Origin of the sequence: Clostridium sp. KNHs205 (assembly GCF_000702945.1) — a bacterium.
In the GTDB taxonomy this organism is placed as follows: domain Bacteria; phylum Bacillota; class Clostridia; order Lachnospirales; family Lachnospiraceae; genus Anaerocolumna.
The window spans coordinates 4116073-4135606 of sequence record NZ_JNLE01000003.1 but is presented as its reverse complement, the minus strand read 5'-3'; the positions used below and the strand labels follow the sequence as shown (position 1 = coordinate 4135606).

Annotated in this window: 19 protein-coding genes; 17 read left to right on the top strand and 2 right to left on the bottom strand. The window is 39.7% G+C overall.

Translation table 11 applies throughout. The annotated features are described in order from the left end of the window. Positions 1–15: 15 nt before the first annotated feature. Positions 16–1785: an NFACT RNA binding domain-containing protein gene (locus tag BR73_RS0117105; RefSeq protein ID WP_033166533.1), complete on the bottom strand. Its 1770-nt coding sequence runs from the start codon at positions 1783–1785 to the stop codon at positions 16–18. A 297-nt stretch (positions 1786–2082) separates the two neighbouring features. Between BR73_RS0117105 and BR73_RS0117100 the strand changes: the two genes are divergently transcribed. Together BR73_RS0117100 and BR73_RS0117095 are read left to right on the top strand one after the other, a co-directional pair. Next, the gene (locus tag BR73_RS0117100) at positions 2083–2559 is read left to right on the top strand and encodes a sigma-70 family RNA polymerase sigma factor (RefSeq protein WP_033166532.1); all 477 of its coding nucleotides are present in this window, start codon (positions 2083–2085) and stop codon (positions 2557–2559) included. Beyond that, entirely contained in the window at positions 2556–2885 is a 330-nt protein-coding gene (locus BR73_RS0117095; RefSeq protein WP_033166531.1) for a zf-HC2 domain-containing protein, read from the top strand. Before BR73_RS0117100 ends, BR73_RS0117095 begins: the two co-directional genes overlap by 4 nt. 119 nt (positions 2886–3004) lie before the next feature. Here BR73_RS0117095 and BR73_RS27545 read toward each other — a convergent pair whose 3' ends face one another. Beyond that, a complete protein-coding gene (locus BR73_RS27545) occupies positions 3005–3916 on the bottom strand; it encodes a YafY family protein (RefSeq protein WP_051685272.1) in 912 nt (303 codons plus the stop codon). A gap of 157 nt (positions 3917–4073) precedes the next feature. Here BR73_RS27545 and BR73_RS0117085 point away from each other — a divergent pair, with 157 nt between their 5' ends. The 15 genes from BR73_RS0117085 (at position 4074) to BR73_RS0117015 (ending at position 19471) form a co-directional block, all read left to right on the top strand. Further along, the gene (locus BR73_RS0117085) at positions 4074–4469 is read left to right on the top strand and encodes a VOC family protein (protein ID WP_033166530.1); all 396 of its coding nucleotides are present in this window, start codon (positions 4074–4076) and stop codon (positions 4467–4469) included. Between the two features lie 48 nt (positions 4470–4517). Further along, positions 4518–5435 carry a YafY family protein gene (locus BR73_RS0117080; RefSeq protein ID WP_033166529.1) on the top strand — a complete coding sequence of 306 codons (918 nt, stop codon included), beginning with the start codon at positions 4518–4520 and terminating at the stop codon, positions 5433–5435. A 96-nt stretch (positions 5436–5531) separates the two neighbouring features. After that, positions 5532–6404, top strand: a complete 873-nt coding sequence (locus tag BR73_RS0117075) for a Type 1 glutamine amidotransferase-like domain-containing protein (RefSeq protein ID WP_033166528.1) — start codon at positions 5532–5534, stop codon at positions 6402–6404. A gap of 126 nt (positions 6405–6530) precedes the next feature. Continuing rightward, positions 6531–7673 (top strand): exonuclease SbcCD subunit D, encoded by a 1143-nt coding sequence (locus tag BR73_RS0117070; protein WP_033166527.1) that lies wholly within the window; start codon positions 6531–6533, stop codon positions 7671–7673. A gap of 110 nt (positions 7674–7783) precedes the next feature. Further along, a complete protein-coding gene (locus BR73_RS0117065; protein ID WP_033166526.1) occupies positions 7784–10936 on the top strand; it encodes an AAA family ATPase in 3153 nt (1050 codons plus the stop codon). 63 nt (positions 10937–10999) lie between these two features. Further along, a complete protein-coding gene (locus tag BR73_RS0117060) occupies positions 11000–11884 on the top strand; it encodes a metallophosphoesterase (protein WP_033166525.1) in 885 nt (294 codons plus the stop codon). A 21-nt stretch (positions 11885–11905) separates the two neighbouring features. Then, positions 11906–12673 carry a GNAT family N-acetyltransferase gene (locus BR73_RS0117055; protein ID WP_033166524.1) on the top strand — a complete coding sequence of 256 codons (768 nt, stop codon included), beginning with the start codon at positions 11906–11908 and terminating at the stop codon, positions 12671–12673. 57 nt (positions 12674–12730) lie between these two features. After that, positions 12731–13321 (top strand): DJ-1/PfpI family protein, encoded by a 591-nt coding sequence (locus tag BR73_RS0117050; RefSeq protein WP_197032701.1) that lies wholly within the window; start codon positions 12731–12733, stop codon positions 13319–13321. A gap of 275 nt (positions 13322–13596) precedes the next feature. Continuing rightward, entirely contained in the window at positions 13597–14208 is a 612-nt protein-coding gene (locus BR73_RS0117045; RefSeq protein ID WP_033166522.1) for a hypothetical protein, read from the top strand. 38 nt (positions 14209–14246) lie between these two features. Continuing rightward, positions 14247–15944: a GMC family oxidoreductase N-terminal domain-containing protein gene (locus BR73_RS0117040; RefSeq protein WP_033166521.1), complete on the top strand. Its 1698-nt coding sequence runs from the start codon at positions 14247–14249 to the stop codon at positions 15942–15944. A 265-nt stretch (positions 15945–16209) separates the two neighbouring features. Next, positions 16210–16581 carry an ACT domain-containing protein gene (locus tag BR73_RS0117035; RefSeq protein WP_033166520.1) on the top strand — a complete coding sequence of 124 codons (372 nt, stop codon included), beginning with the start codon at positions 16210–16212 and terminating at the stop codon, positions 16579–16581. A 77-nt stretch (positions 16582–16658) separates the two neighbouring features. Further along, a complete protein-coding gene (locus BR73_RS0117030) occupies positions 16659–17222 on the top strand; it encodes a DUF1697 domain-containing protein (RefSeq protein ID WP_033166519.1) in 564 nt (187 codons plus the stop codon). A gap of 65 nt (positions 17223–17287) precedes the next feature. Beyond that, positions 17288–18019, top strand: a complete 732-nt coding sequence (locus tag BR73_RS0117025; protein ID WP_033166518.1) for a CPBP family intramembrane glutamic endopeptidase — start codon at positions 17288–17290, stop codon at positions 18017–18019. A gap of 117 nt (positions 18020–18136) precedes the next feature. Continuing rightward, the gene (locus tag BR73_RS0117020) at positions 18137–18979 is read left to right on the top strand and encodes an aminoglycoside 6-adenylyltransferase (protein ID WP_033166517.1); all 843 of its coding nucleotides are present in this window, start codon (positions 18137–18139) and stop codon (positions 18977–18979) included. 36 nt (positions 18980–19015) lie between these two features. Next, positions 19016–19471, top strand: coding sequence for a GNAT family N-acetyltransferase (locus tag BR73_RS0117015; protein ID WP_033166516.1), 456 nt, complete (start codon positions 19016–19018; stop codon positions 19469–19471). The last annotated feature ends 63 nt before the right edge of the window (positions 19472–19534 follow it).

Below are 19534 nucleotides of genomic sequence, written 5' to 3'. Positions count from 1 at the left end.
TGATAGGTTGTTCCTTTAATCTAATTCTTTCAGTCCGTCGATACCCGGTGTTACTACCATGGAATAGTTGGTATAATACACAACAAATCCTGGTTTGGCACCTCCCGGTTTCTTTACATTTTTCTTTTCAGTGTAGTCAATTTCCACTTTGTCATTGTCCCTGCCTTTGGAATAATAGGCTGCAAGCCTTGCGGCCTCTTCATAAGTACGGTCAGGAAGCTCGGCACCCCCTGTCTTTACAACCACGTGGGAGCCGGGGATTTTCTTGGAATGGAACCACCAGTCACCGCCAGTTGCAAATTTGAAGGTCAGTTCATCGTTCTGGTAATTGTTTTTACCTACATACATATGAAATCCGTCAGAAGAAACATAATGAAAGGGCTTGCTATTAACTTTCTTAGCGGTTTTAACTCTGCCGCCGTTTTTACTGCCGGGAGCTTTCACAAATTTACGTTTCATATAGCCGAATTCCACAAGCTCTTCTTTCAGAGCAGCCAGATCGTCTTCTGCAAGTGCTATATCTAGAGAAGTCTTTATGGAGTCCAAATGTTCCAAGTCGGATTTGGTTTCCTCCAGCAATGATGTGAGAGCATCATAGGTTCTTTTTAACTTATTATATTTTTCAAAATATTTTTTGGCATTTTCCGTGGTTGTCAGTGTATCGTCCAGAGGAATCGTAATCTCTTCATTGGTATAGTAATTCAATGCCTGAAAGGATTTGGAGCCGGGTTCTACCTGATAACCATAGGTATTGATCAGCTCACCATAAATGCGGTATTTATCTCTTTTATCAGTATCTTTTAACTGCTTTAACTGTAAATCATATTTTTTAGCGGTACGCTCCATGGCATTTGATATGATTTTCCGAAGATGTGTGGATTTCTGACGGATGCGGGATACGGTATTCTTGGAGGAATAAAAATGCTCCAATACCTTAGAGATAGAAGTCTCTTCCAGGGTTTCAAAGTCTTTATAACAGCTAAGTAAAAAGCAGGAGAATTCAACCGGCTCTTTGTCCTTATATACAATGTTTGGAGCAAAGTTTTCTTCCTTCAGGTCCTCTATCAGACGTTCAAAATTCTTGTACAGATGTAAACCGGCTTCCTCTGATAAGGTATTTGCAGGTGGTGCAGAATCTAAAGAAGCACGATGAATCAGCTCAGCGGCCATTAAGGGGCTGAAACCTGTAAGTTCTGTATAAATAGCTTTCTCCAGGGGCAGGGGTTTGGATAAGACATTTGCTTTCCAGTCTTCATAACTAAGTTCTTTTGGCTCATGCTTATCACCGGTTCTGGGTACCACATAGGGTCTTCCGGGAAGAACTTCTCTTACAGAACTGACCATATGAGAAATACGTTTAATACTGTCTACTATAATATCTTCAGCATCGCAGAAGATGATATTGCTGTGTTTGCCCATAATCTCTATAATAAGGTATTTAACACATAAATCACCCAGTTCATTTAAATGCTCGATTTTAATACGAATGATACGTTCCAGTCCCGGCTGCGTAATATCCAGAATCCTGGCACTATTTAAGTGTTTTCTTAAAAGCATGCAAAAGCCAGGTGCTACCATGGGGTTCTGCTTTGTTTCCTCTGTCAAATACACCAGAGGAAGGCTTGCATTTGCAGATAGATACAGTTTATAATTGTCTTTTTGTTTTTTTATGGTTAATACCAGTTCGTCTTTTTCCGGTTGAGATATCTTACTGATTCTTCCGTCAATCAGCTTCTCTTTTAATTCGGAAACAACACTGGCAATGACAAATCCGTCCAGAGCCATTCTTTTTCTCCTTCAATTGTAACCTTATTTAGATAACTACTGCTATTAAATATAGAGTTCTTTAAGTTCTGATTTTATTTAATTTGCAGTTTAATAAATAGAGTATACCATTTGATGGAACGTCATGCAACATGATGAAGCCTGTTTTACGCTAATTTTCCCATCGGATTGACGTAGGTGAGGAAAAACCTTACAATATTTATGCAATTATTTCTGTATTTAACATGAATTCAGGAATCTTAAAAATTATTGAAACACTTTTACAGATACAGAGTCTTATGTACAGGAGGTGAGAAAGTGACAGACTTCGGAGAAATATATAGAGTATACTTTTCTGATGTATACAAATATGTACTGTCTATAAGCAGAAACGAAGCAATTGCAGAAGAAGTTACACAGGAGACATTTTTTAAGGCAATGAGGAATATCGAGAAGTTTAACGGCAGCTGTAAATTATCTGTTTGGTTATGTCAGATTGCGAAAAATACTTATTTTACCCTGTCTCAGAAGCAGAAGCGTTATACCCATGACTTAACCGAAGAAGCTTATGAGGCTGAATTGGATATAGAAGCAGCATATCTGGATAAAGAAGCAGCCAAGCAGCTGCACGTGTTACTGCATAATCTCAGTGAACCACAGAAAGAGGTCTTTACCTTGCGTGTTTTTGGAGAATTGTCCTTTGCTCAGATCGGAGAACTCTTCGGAAAGACGGACAGTTGGGCAAGGCTGATCTTCTACAGAGCGAAAAAGCAATTACAGGAGGCGATAAAATGAAAATATCTTGTGAAATAATAAGAGATTTGCTGCCATTGTACCATGACGGCGTCTGCAGCATGGAAAGCAGGGGGTTAGTAGAAGAACATCTAACGGAGTGCGAAAGCTGCACCAGCGAACTGTTAGCTATGGATACGGTACTACCCATTAATAATGAAGAAAGCCAGTGGGATGATGCTAAGTCTGTAATTCAGTTATCAAAGAAATGGAAAAAGGGAATGCTAAGATCGCTGTTTAAAGGAATATTAAGTACTGCGATAGCTTTTACAATTCTTATCGTGATTCTTTATCTGTTTATGGATTTAAAAATAGTGGTCAATCCGTGAGGATAAGAGGGAGTAGAGTGTTATAGCATAATAAAAGGGCAGGCCATACCTTTCGTACAATTGATAGAATTTCATTATGTATCGAAGGATAACATAGGAATAGCGACAACTGTATGTCGCTATTTATAAAGTTCTATAATCTCATTGGCTTTCTTTATCAGTTCCATTTTTATTTCTTCCGGTTCCAGTACCTGTACCTTGTTGCCAAAACCCAATAGGAGAGAAAACCACATACGTTCAAAGGGCACATGAAGCTTTAATATGATATCTCCATTATCCAGTTCTGTAATCTCACCGTTGCTAAAGTATTCCAGTACCTGTATAACGATTTCTTTCCTGCATAGCAGACGAACAGTATGATAGACTCTTTTATCTGATTCCAGTTTATCTTTTAGAAGCTTTGATACCTCAGTATGCTTTACGGTAAAGGAACCGGGAACGGCTGCCAGATGTACTATTCTTGTTAATTTAAATAACCGGTAATCTTCTTTTGTCCTGCAATAAGCAAACAAATACCAGGAATACCACTGAAAGGTAAGCGCCAGGGGTTCAACTATTCGCTCTGATTCCGTCTGGCTCGAATCAATATAGCGGATAGTTAGCGGAACCTTATCAGTAATTGCTCTGTCAAAGGAGTATAAATACTCATCTGTATGTAAGCCTTCCCTGGAGGATGATAAATTGAGAAAGATATGCTGCTTTCTGTCCGGCAGCAGAGAAAGAGATTTCTCCAGAGTTGTGCGGACACTGTTATCTTTAAAAGCAGTAGTATATCCTTCCAGTGCAGTAATTATATTTAAGAAGTCCTCCTGAGCCGCAAGCTGCTTTACCAGCCTGAAGCCGTCTGTTATTTCATATCCTCCGTTTATACCGTAGGTGGAAATTATCGGTATGCCTGCTTGGTTAAGTATCTCTATGTCTCGCTGGATCGTGCGTTTTGACACCTCAAAGCGCTCAGCCAGTGTTGCTGCACTTACAATTTCACGATTTAACAGATATGTGGTTATGGCAATCAGTCTGTCGGTTTTCATAAGTTCCTCTTTCTTATTCTGTAGGTTACTGAAGTTCTGCAGTTTTATTATATGTAAAATATTTGATTCAGGCAATCAGTATTTAAATATGACAATATGGTGTCCGGTATCATGTGTTATAATGAATATAGAATTTATATTCAGAAGGAGGTCATTCATGGAAAAGAAAACAAATATACCAAACATCCAGCTGTCTACTATCGTATTGGATACCAATGATATGGAAGGCTTGGAGGATTTCTACATTCGATTGCTGGGATGGGAAAAGGCATTTTCGCAGGAAGGGGTATTCAGTGTTATACGGTCTGGAAAAGGTGGTGCGGAAATAGCATTCCAGAGTAACGAAGATTATGTCCCTCCTGTTTGGCCGGAAGAACCGGGTAAACAACAGCAGATGGTACATATGGATTTTACGGTAGGCGGAAAGGATTATCTGGAGAGTGCAGTACAACACGCAATTTCCTGTGGTGCGGTCTTAGCCAAAGATCAATGGTCTGACCAATGGGCAGTTCTGATAGATCCTGCAGGACATCCATTTTGTTTTGTGGTATAATAAAAAACAGATAAAAACTGTTGGTTTAAGGAGTGCGACTGAGGGGATATGAAGATTGACCGATTGCTTGGAATACTAACGATACTTTTGCAGAATGAACGTGTAAACGCGCCATATCTGGCGGCAAGATTCGAGGTGTCCCGCCGGACCATAGGTAGAGATGTAGATGCTCTTTGTCAGGCGGGAATACCCATTGTCACAAGGCAGGGGGAAGGTGGCGGTATTTCCATTGCAGAGGGTTATAAGCTGGATAAGAGCATACTCACTACAGATGAATTATCTGGAATCATTGCTGCCTTAAAGGGCATTGGAACGGTAACCGATACTTCACAGATAGAAAGGACGCTGGATAAGTTTTCTGTCTCTAAGGATGCGGTGTTTTCGCTGCAAGAACCAATTGTTATAGACCTTGCCTCCCATTACAGAGGCTCTCTGAGTCCAAAGATAAAAATGGTGAAGGAAGCGGTAATAAACCATCAGCTGATAGAATTTGATTATTATTATGAAAAGGGACTAAGCCATCGTCGTATTCAGCCGTACTATGTCATATTTCACTGGTCTGCCTGGTATGTGTTTGGATATTGTACTGCCAGAGAAGACTGGAGACTTTTTAAACTGGCAAGGTTGTGGGAACTAAAAATACTGCCGGAGACTTATGTTCAGCGGGAGATACCGGAGGATAAGAGGAATCTGAACGCTGTCTTTACAGATAATAATATTCTCAAAGCTCTCTTTGATTCCTCTGTCAGGTACCAGTTAATCGACGATTATGGCCTGTATTGTTATACCGAAACAGCGGAGGGAAAGCTGCTGTTTGAAGTAGGATATACCAACAAAGATTATATTTTAAAATGGCTCCTTGGATTCGGAGATAAAGTTAAGGTATTGGAACCATTAGTACTGGCAGAAGAATTAAAAGCAACTGCTCTTAAAATATTTCATAATTATTCTGGAACAGGACATTAGGATGTCCTGTTCTTTTTGTTATGATGCGAAGGAAGATAAAAGCAGTGTTTTTGTTAATTTTTTTGCGTGCTAAAAGCATGCAGACAGGAGAGGAATATGATTGATTCAAGATGCGGACTACATTGTAACGGTTGCCAATGGAAGGAGTCCCACGGATGCGGAGGGTGTATTGAAACCATGGGAAATCCTTTTCACGGAGAATGTCACATAGCCCGGTGTTGTCAGGGGAAAGGCCATACTCATTGCGGGGAGTGCGAAATCATTCCCTGCAGTAATTTATACCGGTATTCTTACCTGGATAAAGAACATGGAGACAATCCGGGAGGAGAAAGGGTGAAAGTCTGCCGCAGCCGGGTTATGGAAGAAGGAAAGAAAATTTATCAGAAGATTTTACTGACCTCTGCCGGTTTTGAGGATATGAAAGGGGAAGGAAAGCCGAATATTACTAACTGTTTTCTGAGACTGTTAGAAAAGGCTGTAGAAGAAGCAAAAGTACTTTTCATACCGGCAGCAGCTATTGAGGAGGAAGAACTTAAAATGGCAGACTGGTGTTACCGGGAACTGCTGCATATAGGAATATTACCGGAAAATATTCAGACCTATAATTTAGAATATGAGATTACTACCAAAGAAGCAATGTCCTATGATGTAATCTATTTTACAGGGGGTAATACCAGACACCTGCTGAAAGTTTTAAAGAGCAGCGGATTCTTCTCTATAGTAAAGAAACTGGCTTATCGCAATAAGCTGTTTGTAGGGGTCAGCGCAGGAAGTCTGATTGCAACACCTAATATTGCACATTCAAAAGAAGAGGAAACAGAAGGTCTGTGTCTTATTCAGGCTTATTTAAGTGTACATTGCGCAGCTGACAGCAGCCAGAGAAAAGACCTGCCGCTGCCCCATATCTGTCTGAAGGATAATCAGGCAATCCTTGTCACTGGTAATGAGTACCAGATAATTGAGGATTAGTCCCTTACTTTGTAAGAATCTGCTTCTTGTAATGAACAACTTATGCGTTTATAATATAATATACAAACTTTTCCGGACTATAGTATTCGTGCTGGAAGTAAACCATAAGAGTAAGGAGTGAAGTATGTGAAATTGCTCCATTTAGCCGATTTGCATATCGGAAAACGAGTAAACGAATTTAGTATGTTAGAAGATCAAAGATACATATTGGAACAGATAATAAAGATAGTCTTGGAAGAAAATACCGACGGAGTGCTGATAGCAGGTGATATATATGATAAAAGCATGCCCTCAGCTGAAGCTGTTGAACTTTTGGATAGTTTTTTAACGGAACTTAATAAAGCCGGACAAGCAGTCTTTATGATAAGCGGAAACCATGATTCTCCTGAAAGAATCGGCTTTGGAAGCCGTATAATGGAGAAGAATAATCTATATATAACAGGTGTTTATGATGGGAAACCGGGAAGAGTTGCCTTGACAGATGAACATGGGCCCCTGAACATATATATGCTTCCCTTTATCAAACCGGCAATGATCAGGCCTTACCACGAAACAGCACCGGAATCTTATGAAGAGGCGGTTAAGCTGGTTTTATCAGATTATCCGCTGGTTGCAGAAGAGAGAAATATTCTGCTTGCACATCAGTTTGTGATTAACGGATTACAGGAACCGGAACGCAGTGATTCGGAAAATATATCAGTAGGTGGTGTAGACCAGGTGGATATATCCGCCTTTGATAAATTTGATTATGTTGCACTGGGACATCTGCACCGGGCACAGAAAGTGGGGAGAGATACCATACGTTATGCCGGATCGCCCCTAAAATATTCCTTCTCGGAAGCTCGATATGTAAAATCCGTGTATTTACTGGAATGTGGAGCGAAGGGTGACATTAACATTCAAGCTAAACCACTTTATCCTCTCCATGACCTTCGTGAAATTAAAGGACCAATGAAGGAACTTCTTCTTATCGGAAAAGAAGCTACAGAAGGAGCGGAGGATTATATGCATGTTACCCTGACAGATGAAGAAGAAATATACGATGCCATCGGTCAGTTACGTCAGGTGTATCCCAACTTGATGCTTCTGGATTTTGAAAACAGCAGAAGCGGACAGGCTGTACATAGTTTTACGGCAGCTTCTTTAGAAGGAACAAGGAAAAATCCGATTGAATTATTTGATGAATTTTATCAAATACAGAATAATACAGAGCTTTCCTTTGAGCAAAAGGAAATAATAGCAGATATTATGGGCGAAGTTATAAATTAATATTGTGTCGTCCTTTCTCCCTCATAGTGGAACAGGGAGCTCGATGCCAACCAGCTGTATTCAAGCTTTTTTATTATACAAGTATCCTAACACACAGACAGGAGTCAGACATGAAACCATTAAAAATAGAAATGAGTGCCTTTGGTCCTTATGCAGATAAAGTGGAACTTGACCTTACACGACTTGGAAGTCAGGGTATTTTTCTGATAACCGGAGATACGGGAGCAGGTAAAACTACCATTTTTGATGCCATTGCTTTTGCACTCTTTGGCGAGGCAAGTGGTTCCATACGAACGGTTGATACCATGCGAAGTGATTTTGCACAGCCTGCTGTAAAAACTTATGTGTCACTTGACTTTCTGCATAAAGGTAAAGAGTATTCCATCCAGAGAAACCCCAGGTATGAAAGACCGAAGAAAAACGGTGAAGGAATTACCACAGAGTTTGCTGATGCTGTATTGACATTGCCGGGAGGCAATGTGGTAACGGGGTATAAAGAAGTTACAGGTAAGGTCTCAGATTTGCTCGGTATAAATTATAGACAGTATAAACAGATTGCAATGATTGCCCAGGGAGAATTTCTGCAGTTACTCCTGGCAGACAGTAAGGAGAGGGGAGAAATCTTCAGACGGGTATTTAATACTGAATTATATCAATCACTGCAGCGTTCACTAAAAGACAGGGAGAGGGAAGCAAGAAATAAATGCAGCAGTATAGAACAGAGCATCCTGCAGTATATCAGCGGAATCATTTTGCCCGAAAAGGAAGAGGGAACAATTCTTTCTGCTCTGAAAGAAAAGGCCTCCATACATAATGCAGCAGAGATCAGGGGTGAACTGGAAGCACTTATTATAAGAGAAAGAGAAGAACTTGCTTCTTTGCAGTTAGAGGCCAAAGAACTGCAAAGCCAGCAGGCGGAACAGATTAAAGTTATCACAGAAGCATCTTACAGCAATCAGCTTTTTAAGGAACTGGAAGGAACAAGAGTAAAAAAAGAAGAATTACAGAAAGAGTTACCATTTCATAAAGAAAGAAAGTTAAAGCTCCAACAGGCTGAAAAAGCTCTTTATACGATTTATCCCTATGAAATCAATTACCAAAAGGAAAAAGATGCTGTAAAAAAGCTCACAGAAAATATATCAAATCTGGAGAAAGAACTGGCAGCTAAAAACAATGCTCTGACTTCTGCAGAAGAAGTATATAAGGTTGAGACAGGGAAAGAAGCTGAAAGGGAAGAGCTGGTATCATCTATTGACCACCTGAAAAAACTGCTTCCTCAATATGATATAGCAGAAAGCCTTACCAAAGGGATACAGGATTTAACCTCTGTAAATGATAAAATAATAAATGACAATAAATTAATAGAAGAGAAACAGCAAAAGCTTAAAGAACAAATAAGTTTATTGACAGAGGAGTTAAGAACCCTGGAGGATATTGAGGTCAGATTAGCAGTATGTGAGCAAAATTTAAAAAATATAGAAGCTGAAATGAAAAATCTTCTTACTATTCAAAAATCCCTTGATAACATCACGAATCAGCACCAGATGTTTTTAAACCTCCAGGAGGCATTTGGGAAAGCGGACACAGAATATGAGGCAGCACACGAGCTCTTTACGGAAAAAGAAAGAGCCTTCTTTCGTGAGCAAGCCGGAATCCTTGCAAGAGGCCTGGTAGAAGGGACTCCCTGCCCGGTGTGCGGTTCCTTAAAACATCCCAGACAGGCGGTAACGGCAGAAGATGCCCCCAGTGAAGAAGAATTGAAAGAATTTCGTGAGAAGAGTGAAGCAGCCAGGCAGAGAATGCAGGAAATGAGTCAGTCTGCTGCTGCTAAACAGACAGAAGTCAGACTTGCAACAGAGCAGTTCCTTAGCGAAGCAAAGAAGTACTTTGAGGATATTTCGGAAGTCTTTAACAAAGGCGATATCAGTGTAGTCAACCTTAGAATCACTGATACACTTGATAAACAAAGACAAGAATTAAATAATACAAATACGGAATATCAGAAGCTTGAAAGTAAGATTATAAGAAAAACAACCTGTAAGGACATGCTTCAACGTTCGGAAAAGACTCTTGAAGAAAATGAGCAGACCCTGAAAGCAAATAACCAGTTGTACAATAATAATCTTACTGTGCTTTCTTCAAAAACCGGAGAATATAATGCCTTAAAGTCAACACTGGAGTATTCCGATAAAGAGAAAGCAGAAACTGCGCTATTGCTCTGGTCGGAAAAACTTCTCCTATTAAAAGAAACCTATAAAAAAGCAGAAGAATCCTATCATCTACTCCAAAAGGAAACAGAAGGCCTTCATACACTTGAAAAGGAAATGAAGATAAGACTGAAAGAAGATACAGAGTCTTTAAGGCAAGCCGAGAAAGCACTTATGGAGAAACTGGCAGACTGTGAGTTTGCAGATTTCGAGAACTATAGGTCTTATCTTATGACAGAAGTACAGATAAAAGAGTTAAGGAACAAAGTGGAAGAGTACCAGGATAGATTAAAGAACACGGAGAAAGACATTGAAAGACTGCTTCGGGAAACAGAGGGTAAGCAGATAACTGATATGACGCATCTGGAAGAAAGAAAAGCTGATATCGAAGCCAGAATAGCTGAGAAGGAAACAGCCATACAGGACATCATCTCAAGACTTGGCAGTAATATAAATACAGAGAATGCACTGCAAAAAGCCATAACCGGGTCTGAAACACTTCAAAAGGATTATCTGCAGCTATCCCTTCTGTCTAGGACTGCCAACGGTGAACTTGCAGGAAAGCAGAAGCTGGCCTTTGAGCAGTATATTCAGGCTACTTACTTTCATCAGATATTACAGGAAGCAAACAAACGTCTTAAGATCATGACCAACGGACGATATGAGCTGCTGCGCCGGGAAGAACCTCTGGATCTGCGTTCTCAGACAGGTCTTGAGATTAATGTGCTGGATTATTATACCGGCAGAACCAGGTCTGTTAAATCTCTTTCCGGAGGAGAAGCCTTTAAGGCTTCCCTGAGTTTGGCGTTAGGGCTGTCTGATGTGATACAAGGTCATGCGGGAGGAGTGGAGATAGATACACTGTTTATTGATGAAGGTTTTGGTGCACTGGATGGAGAATCCCTTGATCATGCTTTGCAAACTCTGACTGGATTAACACAGGGCGACCGTCTGGTAGGCATTATATCCCATGTCAGCGAATTAAAGGAGCGGATAGACAGGCAGATAATCATACAAAAGAGCAGTATAGGCAGCAGTATTCGTGTGGCAGTATAGCAGCAGTTGTGCTTGTAAGATAAATTGTGACAGGAAATAGCTTGAGGGGAAAGGAACAGAAGAATGGTAATCAGAAAATTATTCCGTAAATATAGATTATCACTAGTGGTAATACTTCTCCTGCTCCTGTGTTTCGGGCTTTATTGGGGAGACAATGCAATCAAAACCGACTATATAAGCATTTTTTCTAATAAGTTACCAGAAGCCTTTGAGGGGTTTAAGATACTTCAAATATCTGATCTGCATAACAAGGAATTTGGTAAAGACCAGGCTGTGCTGTTAAGGAACATAGAAAAGGCAGAACCGGACATTATTGTAGTTACAGGTGATTTAATTGACAGCCGCCGGACAAATATTGATAAAGCCATGGATTTTATCAGAGGAGCAGTAAAGCTTGCACCTGTATATTATGTAACCGGTAACCATGAAGGATTGACGGAGGAGTATTCTGAGCTTGAGCAGCAGCTGATACAAACAGGCGTGATACTGCTTAAAAATAAGTTAATCCAGCTTAAATATAAGGGAGCAGCAATTAGTATGGCAGGTATCAATGATCCTGTATATGAAATGGTAACCGGAAATTATAATGGATTCTCAGAAAAGCTGATTCTTGAAGAGCAGCTGGAGGGAATTAAAGAAGGCAGAACGGACAGATATACGGTTCTTCTTGCACATAGACCAGAGTTTATAGACACCTATGCGCAGTATGGGATAGACCTGGTTTTTTCGGGTCATGCCCACGGGGGACAGTTCAGGCTGCCCTTTATAGGCGGACTTATTGCACCTGGTCAGGGATTGTTCCCTAAATATACAAGCGGAAAATATAATAAAAAGAATACAACTGAAATTGTAAGCAGAGGACTGGGCAATAGTATAATTCCTCTCAGGGTCTTTAACAGACCGCAGATCCTTGTCTGTACTCTCTACAGTGGAAGTTCGGTACGATAGAAAGGTAAGGATAAGAGTCCTATGACAAATCAGGAAATAATAAGAATAGCAATGGAGCAGTCTGCGATTGATGCTAATTGCTCACCGGAGGATTTTACACAAAAAGAGAATAAGATAGTCTATTCACAGAATAATACAGCTGCCAGAAAGTATTTAAAACTGCCGCTTTATTGCAATTTAATATCTTATGGCAATAACATTGTTGCTTCTATAAACAAAGAAATTGAGGAGGTTGTCAGTGCATATATAGAAAAGTATCCCACGGAACACTGTTTCGAAACACCCAATATGCATGTCTTAAACGATGAACTCCAGAAAAGGGATATGAGAATCTGTCATATGGCAGAGTATTTTCTCCCGGATCTTAAGGTCCTAAAGGCATTACCCTGCAAGTATCCGCTAAAGGTTCTAACGGGAGAGGATTTCACAGACCTGTATAAAGAAGAATGGAGCAATGCTTTGTGTGAGGCCAGAAAAACTCTGGATGTGTTAGGGGTTGCGGCTTATGAAGGTGATAAGATCATTGGTCTGGCAGGCTGTTCGGCAGATTGCGATACTATGTGGCAGATTGGAATTGATGTATTGCCGGAATACAGAAGGCAGGGGATAGCAGCAGCACTGACAAGCCGTCTGGCAGTGGAGGTATTAGAACGTGGCAAGGTACCATTTTATTGCGCAGCCTGGTGCAACATACGGTCGGTGCGAAATGCTATCAAGAGTGGTTTTCGGCCTGCCTGGGTTGAGATGACAGCAAAAAGTACAGTACAGGTTGCCGAGATGAATAGATGATTCCAGACAGAATTGAAGCCTTAAGCCCAAGGTGTGCTGGCTTGTGAAAGGTAGGAGATACATATGATTATAAATATTATCTTATTTGAAGATTTTGAAACGCTGGATGTATTTGGTCCCGTAGAAATTCTCGGACATGGGAAGGATGTAGAATTGAATTTTCTCTCTCTGGAGGGAGGTCTTATAAAGAGCAGACAGGGAACAGAAATCGTTACCAAAGCTGTAGATATCAGTACCTATTCCGGTGTGTTTTTTCTACCTGGAGGTCAGGGAACCAGAAGCCTGGTTGACAATACGGAATTCATAGAACTAATAAAAGAAATGGCGGACAGATCAGAATACTGCCTGACAGTATGTACAGGGTCAGCATTGCTGGCTAAAACAGGAAGGTTAAATGGTAAAAGAGCTACATCAAATAAACGAGCCTTTGACTGGGTGGTAACAGTCAATCCGGAAGTAGACTGGGCAGGAAGAGCCCGTTGGGTAGTAGATGGTAAATATTATACTTCTTCCGGCGTTTCTGCAGGTATGGATATGTCTCTTGGATTTATACAGGATGTCTTTGGCATTGAGGCTGCAAGAGAAATTGCTGACAGGATAGAGTATACCTGGCACGAAGATAAAGAGGAAGATCCATTTGCAATATGACTTATGACTTAGCCTCCAGAAAGAGATACAGTCCTGGCAACATGGAAGTATGAAATAGAAGTCTCAGACAGGAGTGAATCTAAATGTTCAATCATTTCTGACGACACTAAATTAGGATTATGAAAATTAGCCGATAGAATGAAGAAAAGATTATACTATGATTGATAAAGTCCACTGATGATGCCTGTTCAGTGGACTTTATTATTTTATTGTAATAATCAGAATATAAAAAAATATACTAATAACAATATAGGTATTGTTAGGAGTTTGATGCTTTGTACTGGACATTCTATGATCAGAATCAAATGATTGAGGATAAAAACCTTGATGTAGTTATAATGACAATGCAGGCATTGGTTGATGTCATTATACCTCGTTCACCGGAGCTTGCCAGAGAGTTTGGCATGATTCAATATTATGGTGGTTTAGATGAATATGTTGATGAATATATGGTACTCACTCTTCAGAATCAGTATTTTCCGCTTGCAGCTTTTGCAGTGGACATACTGGATACGGTAGTTTATCTAAGAGGCACTGAGGAAGACAGTGAATACAAGCAGTTGTATCGTTTCTTTGAAGCGCCTGAGGAACTGCGCCTGGATGCTCTTGGATTTATTCGGGAATATGCCCAGTCACCTGAAAATATCCCTCCGATTCTATTAGATAGCGCGGATATGCTCATGGATATATACAGTATGCTGATTCGATTTCCTATGATGGGGTTTTATTCAGAATGGTCAGGATATGGCAGCACCAGGCTTTACCCGCCTTCGGAAAGGGTACTTCAATACCGTCCCGTTAGCTGGGAGCAGATTGATTACCCGGGACCTTCCTATGGGTACCATGCATTAAGGTCCTCAGAAAGTATTTATTTTAATATTGAATAAATAGCGATTGAATAAAAAGACATAAAGGAGATACATGGATGGATGCAGATGTTATAATTATTGGCTCCGGAGGAGGAGGAGGGGTTGCTGCCAAAGAACTGGGAGAGAAGGGATTAAAAGTCCTGGCACTGGATGCTGGCCCCTGGTATGGTAACAGTAAATGGCCTGAACCTAATACTGACAGAGGAGCAGTCAGCAGTTCTTCCTATGACGATTTAAGCATTGAGCTGCTGCGAAAGAATTTTACTTTACTGGAAGATGATATGAATGATTATGTAACCGGAAAATTCAGGTGGGGGCCTGCCGACCGAGAGAAGCCGCCATGGTTTCGTAAAATCATACAGGGAGGTTATATCTGGCAGAATGCAGGAATTGGAGGCAGTACTCTGCATTACTACGCCAACTGCCCCAGGGCTTACCCTCAATCAGTAAATAATATCTGGCCCATCTCTTATGATGAATTAATTCCTTATTATGAGAAAGTGGAGGCTGCCTTGCCGGTTGGTATCGGTGCCATGACCGCGAAAGAAGAATTATTTCTTTACTGTTTTAAAAATGCAGGATACAAGCCTATTACCGTACAGAATGTATCAGAACCGGGTTATCGCCTCCAGCCCAATGCAATCTTATCCCCTAACCCCAGAATAAATGATCCGGAATTTGATTTCGTTAATAATCAAAGCGTAGGTTGTACTTTAAAAGGGCATTGTGTAAATGGCTGTGCCACAGGGCCTTCTGTAGACAGTGTTGCAAAACGCACTACGCTGGTTAGCTATGTACCTCGGGCATTGCGTTCCGGAAACGTTGAAATCCGTCCGAATACCTTTGTTACGCGGATTCTTACAGAACAGGGTCCAGAGGGATTACAGGCTATGGGAGTTAAGTTCAGAGACACCTGGACAGGTGAAACCGGAGAGCTTACTGCAAAAGTAGTTGTAATGAGTGCCGGTGGTATTGAAACACCCCGTCTTTGGATGAATTCCGAGCTTCCTCTGAATCCCTGGGTTGGACGTGGTCTACTTAACCACTGGTTTGACAGTGTATCCGGTATTTTCGAAGAAGAGACCTTAATGAATATTCTTGGTGTCTCAGATATAAAACCTTTTGTTGGGCAGAACGCTGCTGCCCGTTTTGATTATCCCGGATACGGTGTAATAGAGGTATATGGCACCAGTCCCGGACTTTATGCCTCTATGGTATATGGCAGCAGTAATCAAGGTTTTCAGGGGCAGAACCTTAGAAGTGAAGAGGTGCCGTGGGATTATGAAGGAAATATTATTGGGGAACAGTTAAAAACATTTATGAGAGAATATAATAGGACATTGAGTCTGTTAATATTTACAGACGATGAAGTCAGACAGAGCAACAGTGTAACACTGGATCCTTTTCTAAAGGATGAGAATGGTTATATTCCTGTCGTCAATTACTCACCCAGTGCAAGAGATACAATGAAGCGTAATACCCTTGCAAAAATCGCAGCCGACATCCTAAGAAAAGCCGGAGCAAGAACAGTAATTCGTTCTAACTGGTCTCCTGGAGTATTTCTTCATATTATTAGTACCATGAGACTTGGATATGTAACAGATACTAATTGCGAAGCAAAACAGGTTAATCGATTATACATAGCAGACAATAGTGTATTATTTAACGGTCTTGGTGGTCCTAATCCAACATTGACCAATCAAGCAATGGCAACCCGGACGGCAGAAAAGATTGCGGAAAAATATTTCAGCTGATAAATAATTTAAACCCAGACAGGTTAGAAGGCGATTACCAAGGCTTTCTAACCTTTTTGTAAAGATTGAATATATTAATATTTTCTTTTACAGCAACTCTTGCAAAACTGCCAGAGGGTTTTGGGACAAGTATTTCTCTAACTATTCCTATACTATGACCAGAGAGATAGATCCTGATATGTTAGGAGTAATAGAGAGAGTTTAGTGGTTGCTTTATGAGAACTTAGTTGTTAAAATATAGAAAAGTGTTGAAAGGATGAGCGTTATGATTATAAAAGTGTTAAAACAGAAATTCACTGTTTGTAAGGTATTGGACGTATCGCTGATTCATTTCGCTGATGAATTCTTATTCATTGGAAAGACTGATGAGGAATTATCACTGGTCTGTACAACGGACCATGCGCCGGCGGACACCTTGGAGCGGGAAGATGGCTGGAGGGGATTTCGTATAGAGGGAGTATTAGACTTCTCACTGGTTGGCATCCTCAGTCAGATATCTGGTCTTCTAGCTGGAAATAATATTGGGATATTTGCTGTATCAACCTATAATACCGACTATATTTTAACCAAAGAAGAGAATTTTGACAGAGCCTTAACGGTACTAAAGGATTCCGGATACCACCTTGCTGTTGATTAAGAGTTATCGGAAGCTTTTGATACTGCGAAGGCTATTCGCTTAATAAAATAATATAAGGGAAAGAAGAAGGAGAAGATATGGAGAACAGGTACTGCGCTTTTTTAAGAGGAGTTAATGTGAAAGGGACTGCTATGAAGATGGACAGGCTGGCTGCTTCTTTCTCTGAGATGGGTTTTGATAATATTAAAACAATACAAGCTTCCGGTAACATCTTGTTTACCAATACTCATAATAAAAACCAGGAAGAATTAAAGTATATGCTTGAAGAGGGATTAAGCAGGTATTTTGACTATGAAGCCAATGTATTTATAAGAAATAAAAAGGAAATTGAAGAAATCGTAACAGCCTGCGGTAAAATACCCACACCGGAGGAATGCCATCACTATATACTGCTATGTGATAAGAAAGAGTATATGGAAGAACTTAAAGATATTTTCAAGGAGATATCACCAAGTTTACCGGAACAATTCCTTACCTATTCCTCGGAGGGAAATGCCCTGCCGGAAGCAGTCTGGATAGTACCAAAAGGTTCTACCTTATCCTCTGAATTTGGTGCAAAGGTTCTTGGCAGTAAGAAATACAAAAGTATATTTACTTCACGCAATAGAAACACTCTGGAGAAAGTCCAAAAATCTCTGTGATACCATTACGGAGAAATAAATGATAACACAATAAATTGACAAAAATAGTTGAATAGGGTGGATGAATGAAAAAATCAAAGGTATTAGGTGCTAATGAAGAATATGTACAGCAAACAATGAAATATGGAAGAACAGATGCACTGCTTGCATTCAGTATTTTTGTAGTTATGTTATTTTTATTTGGTTTAATGGGAACGGTTTTTGGTTATCTAGTTAATAAATTTAGAATAACAGAAACATCTATTTTTTATGCTACCGGGATTATTTCATTAATTTTGATTGCTCTTGTATTTTTGCTTTGTTTCATACGTAAGCAAGAATTTACCACAATAGGATTTGGTAAGACCTATGCTATAAAGTCTTTATGTATGGGCATTATGTTATTTATAATAGTTATTGCTTCAAAGGGAATTATTCCTGTTGTTTCTGGTTCAGGAATCCAAACGGATATTGGACTAATAGCCATGAAAACTATTTATTTTTTAGTTTTTGTGGCATTTATGGAAGAAATTATTATCAGGGGTTATATTGGAACAAGATTATATGGTTATTTTAGGAATAAGGGATTATCTATTATCATAGTTGGTCTTATGTTTTCTATTGAACATATACCATTTCAATTAATGTTTACACAGATGAATTTGTTAGAATACATAATTATGAATAGGCACTATTTGATTGGTTTAACTATTTTTCATTTTTTACTTCAATGGTTATATTCAAAGTATAATAGTATTATTGCTCCAACTATTTTTCATTTTATCTGGGATTTTATTAAGTGGTTTGTTATTAGTTAAATTCGTGATCTCATTATAGTATGAAAGTTAGTTTTAACTGAGCAAAGCAAGTTTTTATATATTTATAAAATAAATACTATGTATTTATTTAATTAAGGGGAAGGCAGGGGTTATAATATGCATCAGGATCTGGTGGAAGTATTTGAGAAAGTAGTTGCGATATTAAAGGAGGATTCCCGCTGTAAGGGAGGCTGGCATTATGGCTCCATCAGCAGGGGAGAACAGGATATGTATTCGGATTACGACCCGGTATTTCTGGTTTCTGACAAAGACTTCAAAGGATTTTCAGAGGATATACCGAAAATACTGAAAAGAGTGTGTGATGAACTGTTAATCTTCTGGGGTGAAAGCTTTAATGATGATTATTTTAAGAATTATTGCAGTGTTATGCGTGTTGGGGAGAATCTGCATCAGTTCGATTTTTTCATCATTAATGCTGATTATCCGGATGCCTGGATGTGCAGACAGCATTGTAAGGGCTGTACGGTTGAAAATATTATTTATGACAGAACAGGGGAAACCAAAGCTTTTCTTGAGCAGGGGTACCGGACGGACAACTATATACCGGATATAGTAAGAGCTATTGACACCTATTGGTTTCATGCAGAAATGTTAATTAAGTATTTTAAGAGAAATGACATATTCAAGCTTATTAAAAATATTGATGTCTTATTTCATGCTCATGTAGACCTGCTGTTAGGCAGGTATGATACCCTGGATTGGGGAGCCTGGGAGAGCAAGGTAAAATATTGTGTTCCACAAGAATTACAAGAACATCTGAAACTGTATTTTACCAATGCGGATACAGAAAGCCTGGAAGCTGCTGTCAGAAAGGCAATGGTTGTATTTCAACAGGATGCCGGGGAAATATGCAGGGAGAAAATGGTTCAGTATAATCATAATATTGGCAGCCAGGTAATGGATTATTTCAATAAGAGACTTTCATCATCTAATTGGTAAGTAATCCAGGCTACACAGCAATCGGAGGTTTTTTGTATGAATTTTGTTGAGACAAAGCCCAAAGACAACCCAGAGGCTATGGAATTATTGGAGGAACTGTCACAGGCTCTAATGAACATTACTGGTGCCAGCGGTCAGAATTCTTTTTCTCTTGAGGATATGGAGGAGGCCCGTTCCTGTTTTGTTCTGGCAATAAATCAGGACGGAAAAGCAGTGGGTTGTGGAGCCATAAGGGCAATCAGTAAGGAAATAGCTGAGGTTAAACGTGTGTATGCAAGGGAGAAAGGGCAGCATATTGGCACGGACATTCTTACATATCTGGAGGAAAGGGCTAAAAGCCTTGGGTTTATTGCTTTGTGGCTTGAGACCAGAGTTAAAAATAAGCAAGCTGTCAGTTTTTATTTAAAGAAAGGGTATGTTATACGTGAAAACTACGGAAAATACGCTGGAAATAAAGAAGCTGTCTGTTTCGAAAAGCTTTTATATAAATAGGATAAATTATATCTTGACTCTGCCGTTAGGTAATCGACTAATCTAATTTTAGAACTTAGAAGA

Coding starts and splice junctions, on each gene's coding strand:
- BR73_RS0117085 (WP_033166530.1), top strand. CDS start 4,074: ATGGAAAAGAAAACAAATATACCAAACATCCAGCTGTCTACTATCGTA.
- BR73_RS0117080 (WP_033166529.1), top strand. CDS start 4,518: ATGAAGATTGACCGATTGCTTGGAATACTAACGATACTTTTGCAGAAT.
- BR73_RS0117065 (WP_033166526.1), top strand. CDS start 7,784: ATGAAACCATTAAAAATAGAAATGAGTGCCTTTGGTCCTTATGCAGAT.
- BR73_RS0117105 (WP_033166533.1), bottom strand. CDS start 1,785: ATGGCTCTGGACGGATTTGTCATTGCCAGTGTTGTTTCCGAATTAAAA.
- BR73_RS0117015 (WP_033166516.1), top strand. CDS start 19,016: ATGAATTTTGTTGAGACAAAGCCCAAAGACAACCCAGAGGCTATGGAA.
- BR73_RS0117040 (WP_033166521.1), top strand. CDS start 14,247: ATGGATGCAGATGTTATAATTATTGGCTCCGGAGGAGGAGGAGGGGTT.
- BR73_RS0117030 (WP_033166519.1), top strand. CDS start 16,659: ATGGAGAACAGGTACTGCGCTTTTTTAAGAGGAGTTAATGTGAAAGGG.
- BR73_RS0117075 (WP_033166528.1), top strand. CDS start 5,532: ATGATTGATTCAAGATGCGGACTACATTGTAACGGTTGCCAATGGAAG.
- BR73_RS0117035 (WP_033166520.1), top strand. CDS start 16,210: ATGATTATAAAAGTGTTAAAACAGAAATTCACTGTTTGTAAGGTATTG.
- BR73_RS27545 (WP_051685272.1), bottom strand. CDS start 3,916: ATGAAAACCGACAGACTGATTGCCATAACCACATATCTGTTAAATCGT.
- BR73_RS0117025 (WP_033166518.1), top strand. CDS start 17,288: ATGAAAAAATCAAAGGTATTAGGTGCTAATGAAGAATATGTACAGCAA.
- BR73_RS0117060 (WP_033166525.1), top strand. CDS start 11,000: ATGGTAATCAGAAAATTATTCCGTAAATATAGATTATCACTAGTGGTA.
- BR73_RS0117095 (WP_033166531.1), top strand. CDS start 2,556: ATGAAAATATCTTGTGAAATAATAAGAGATTTGCTGCCATTGTACCAT.
- BR73_RS0117020 (WP_033166517.1), top strand. CDS start 18,137: ATGCATCAGGATCTGGTGGAAGTATTTGAGAAAGTAGTTGCGATATTA.
- BR73_RS0117055 (WP_033166524.1), top strand. CDS start 11,906: ATGACAAATCAGGAAATAATAAGAATAGCAATGGAGCAGTCTGCGATT.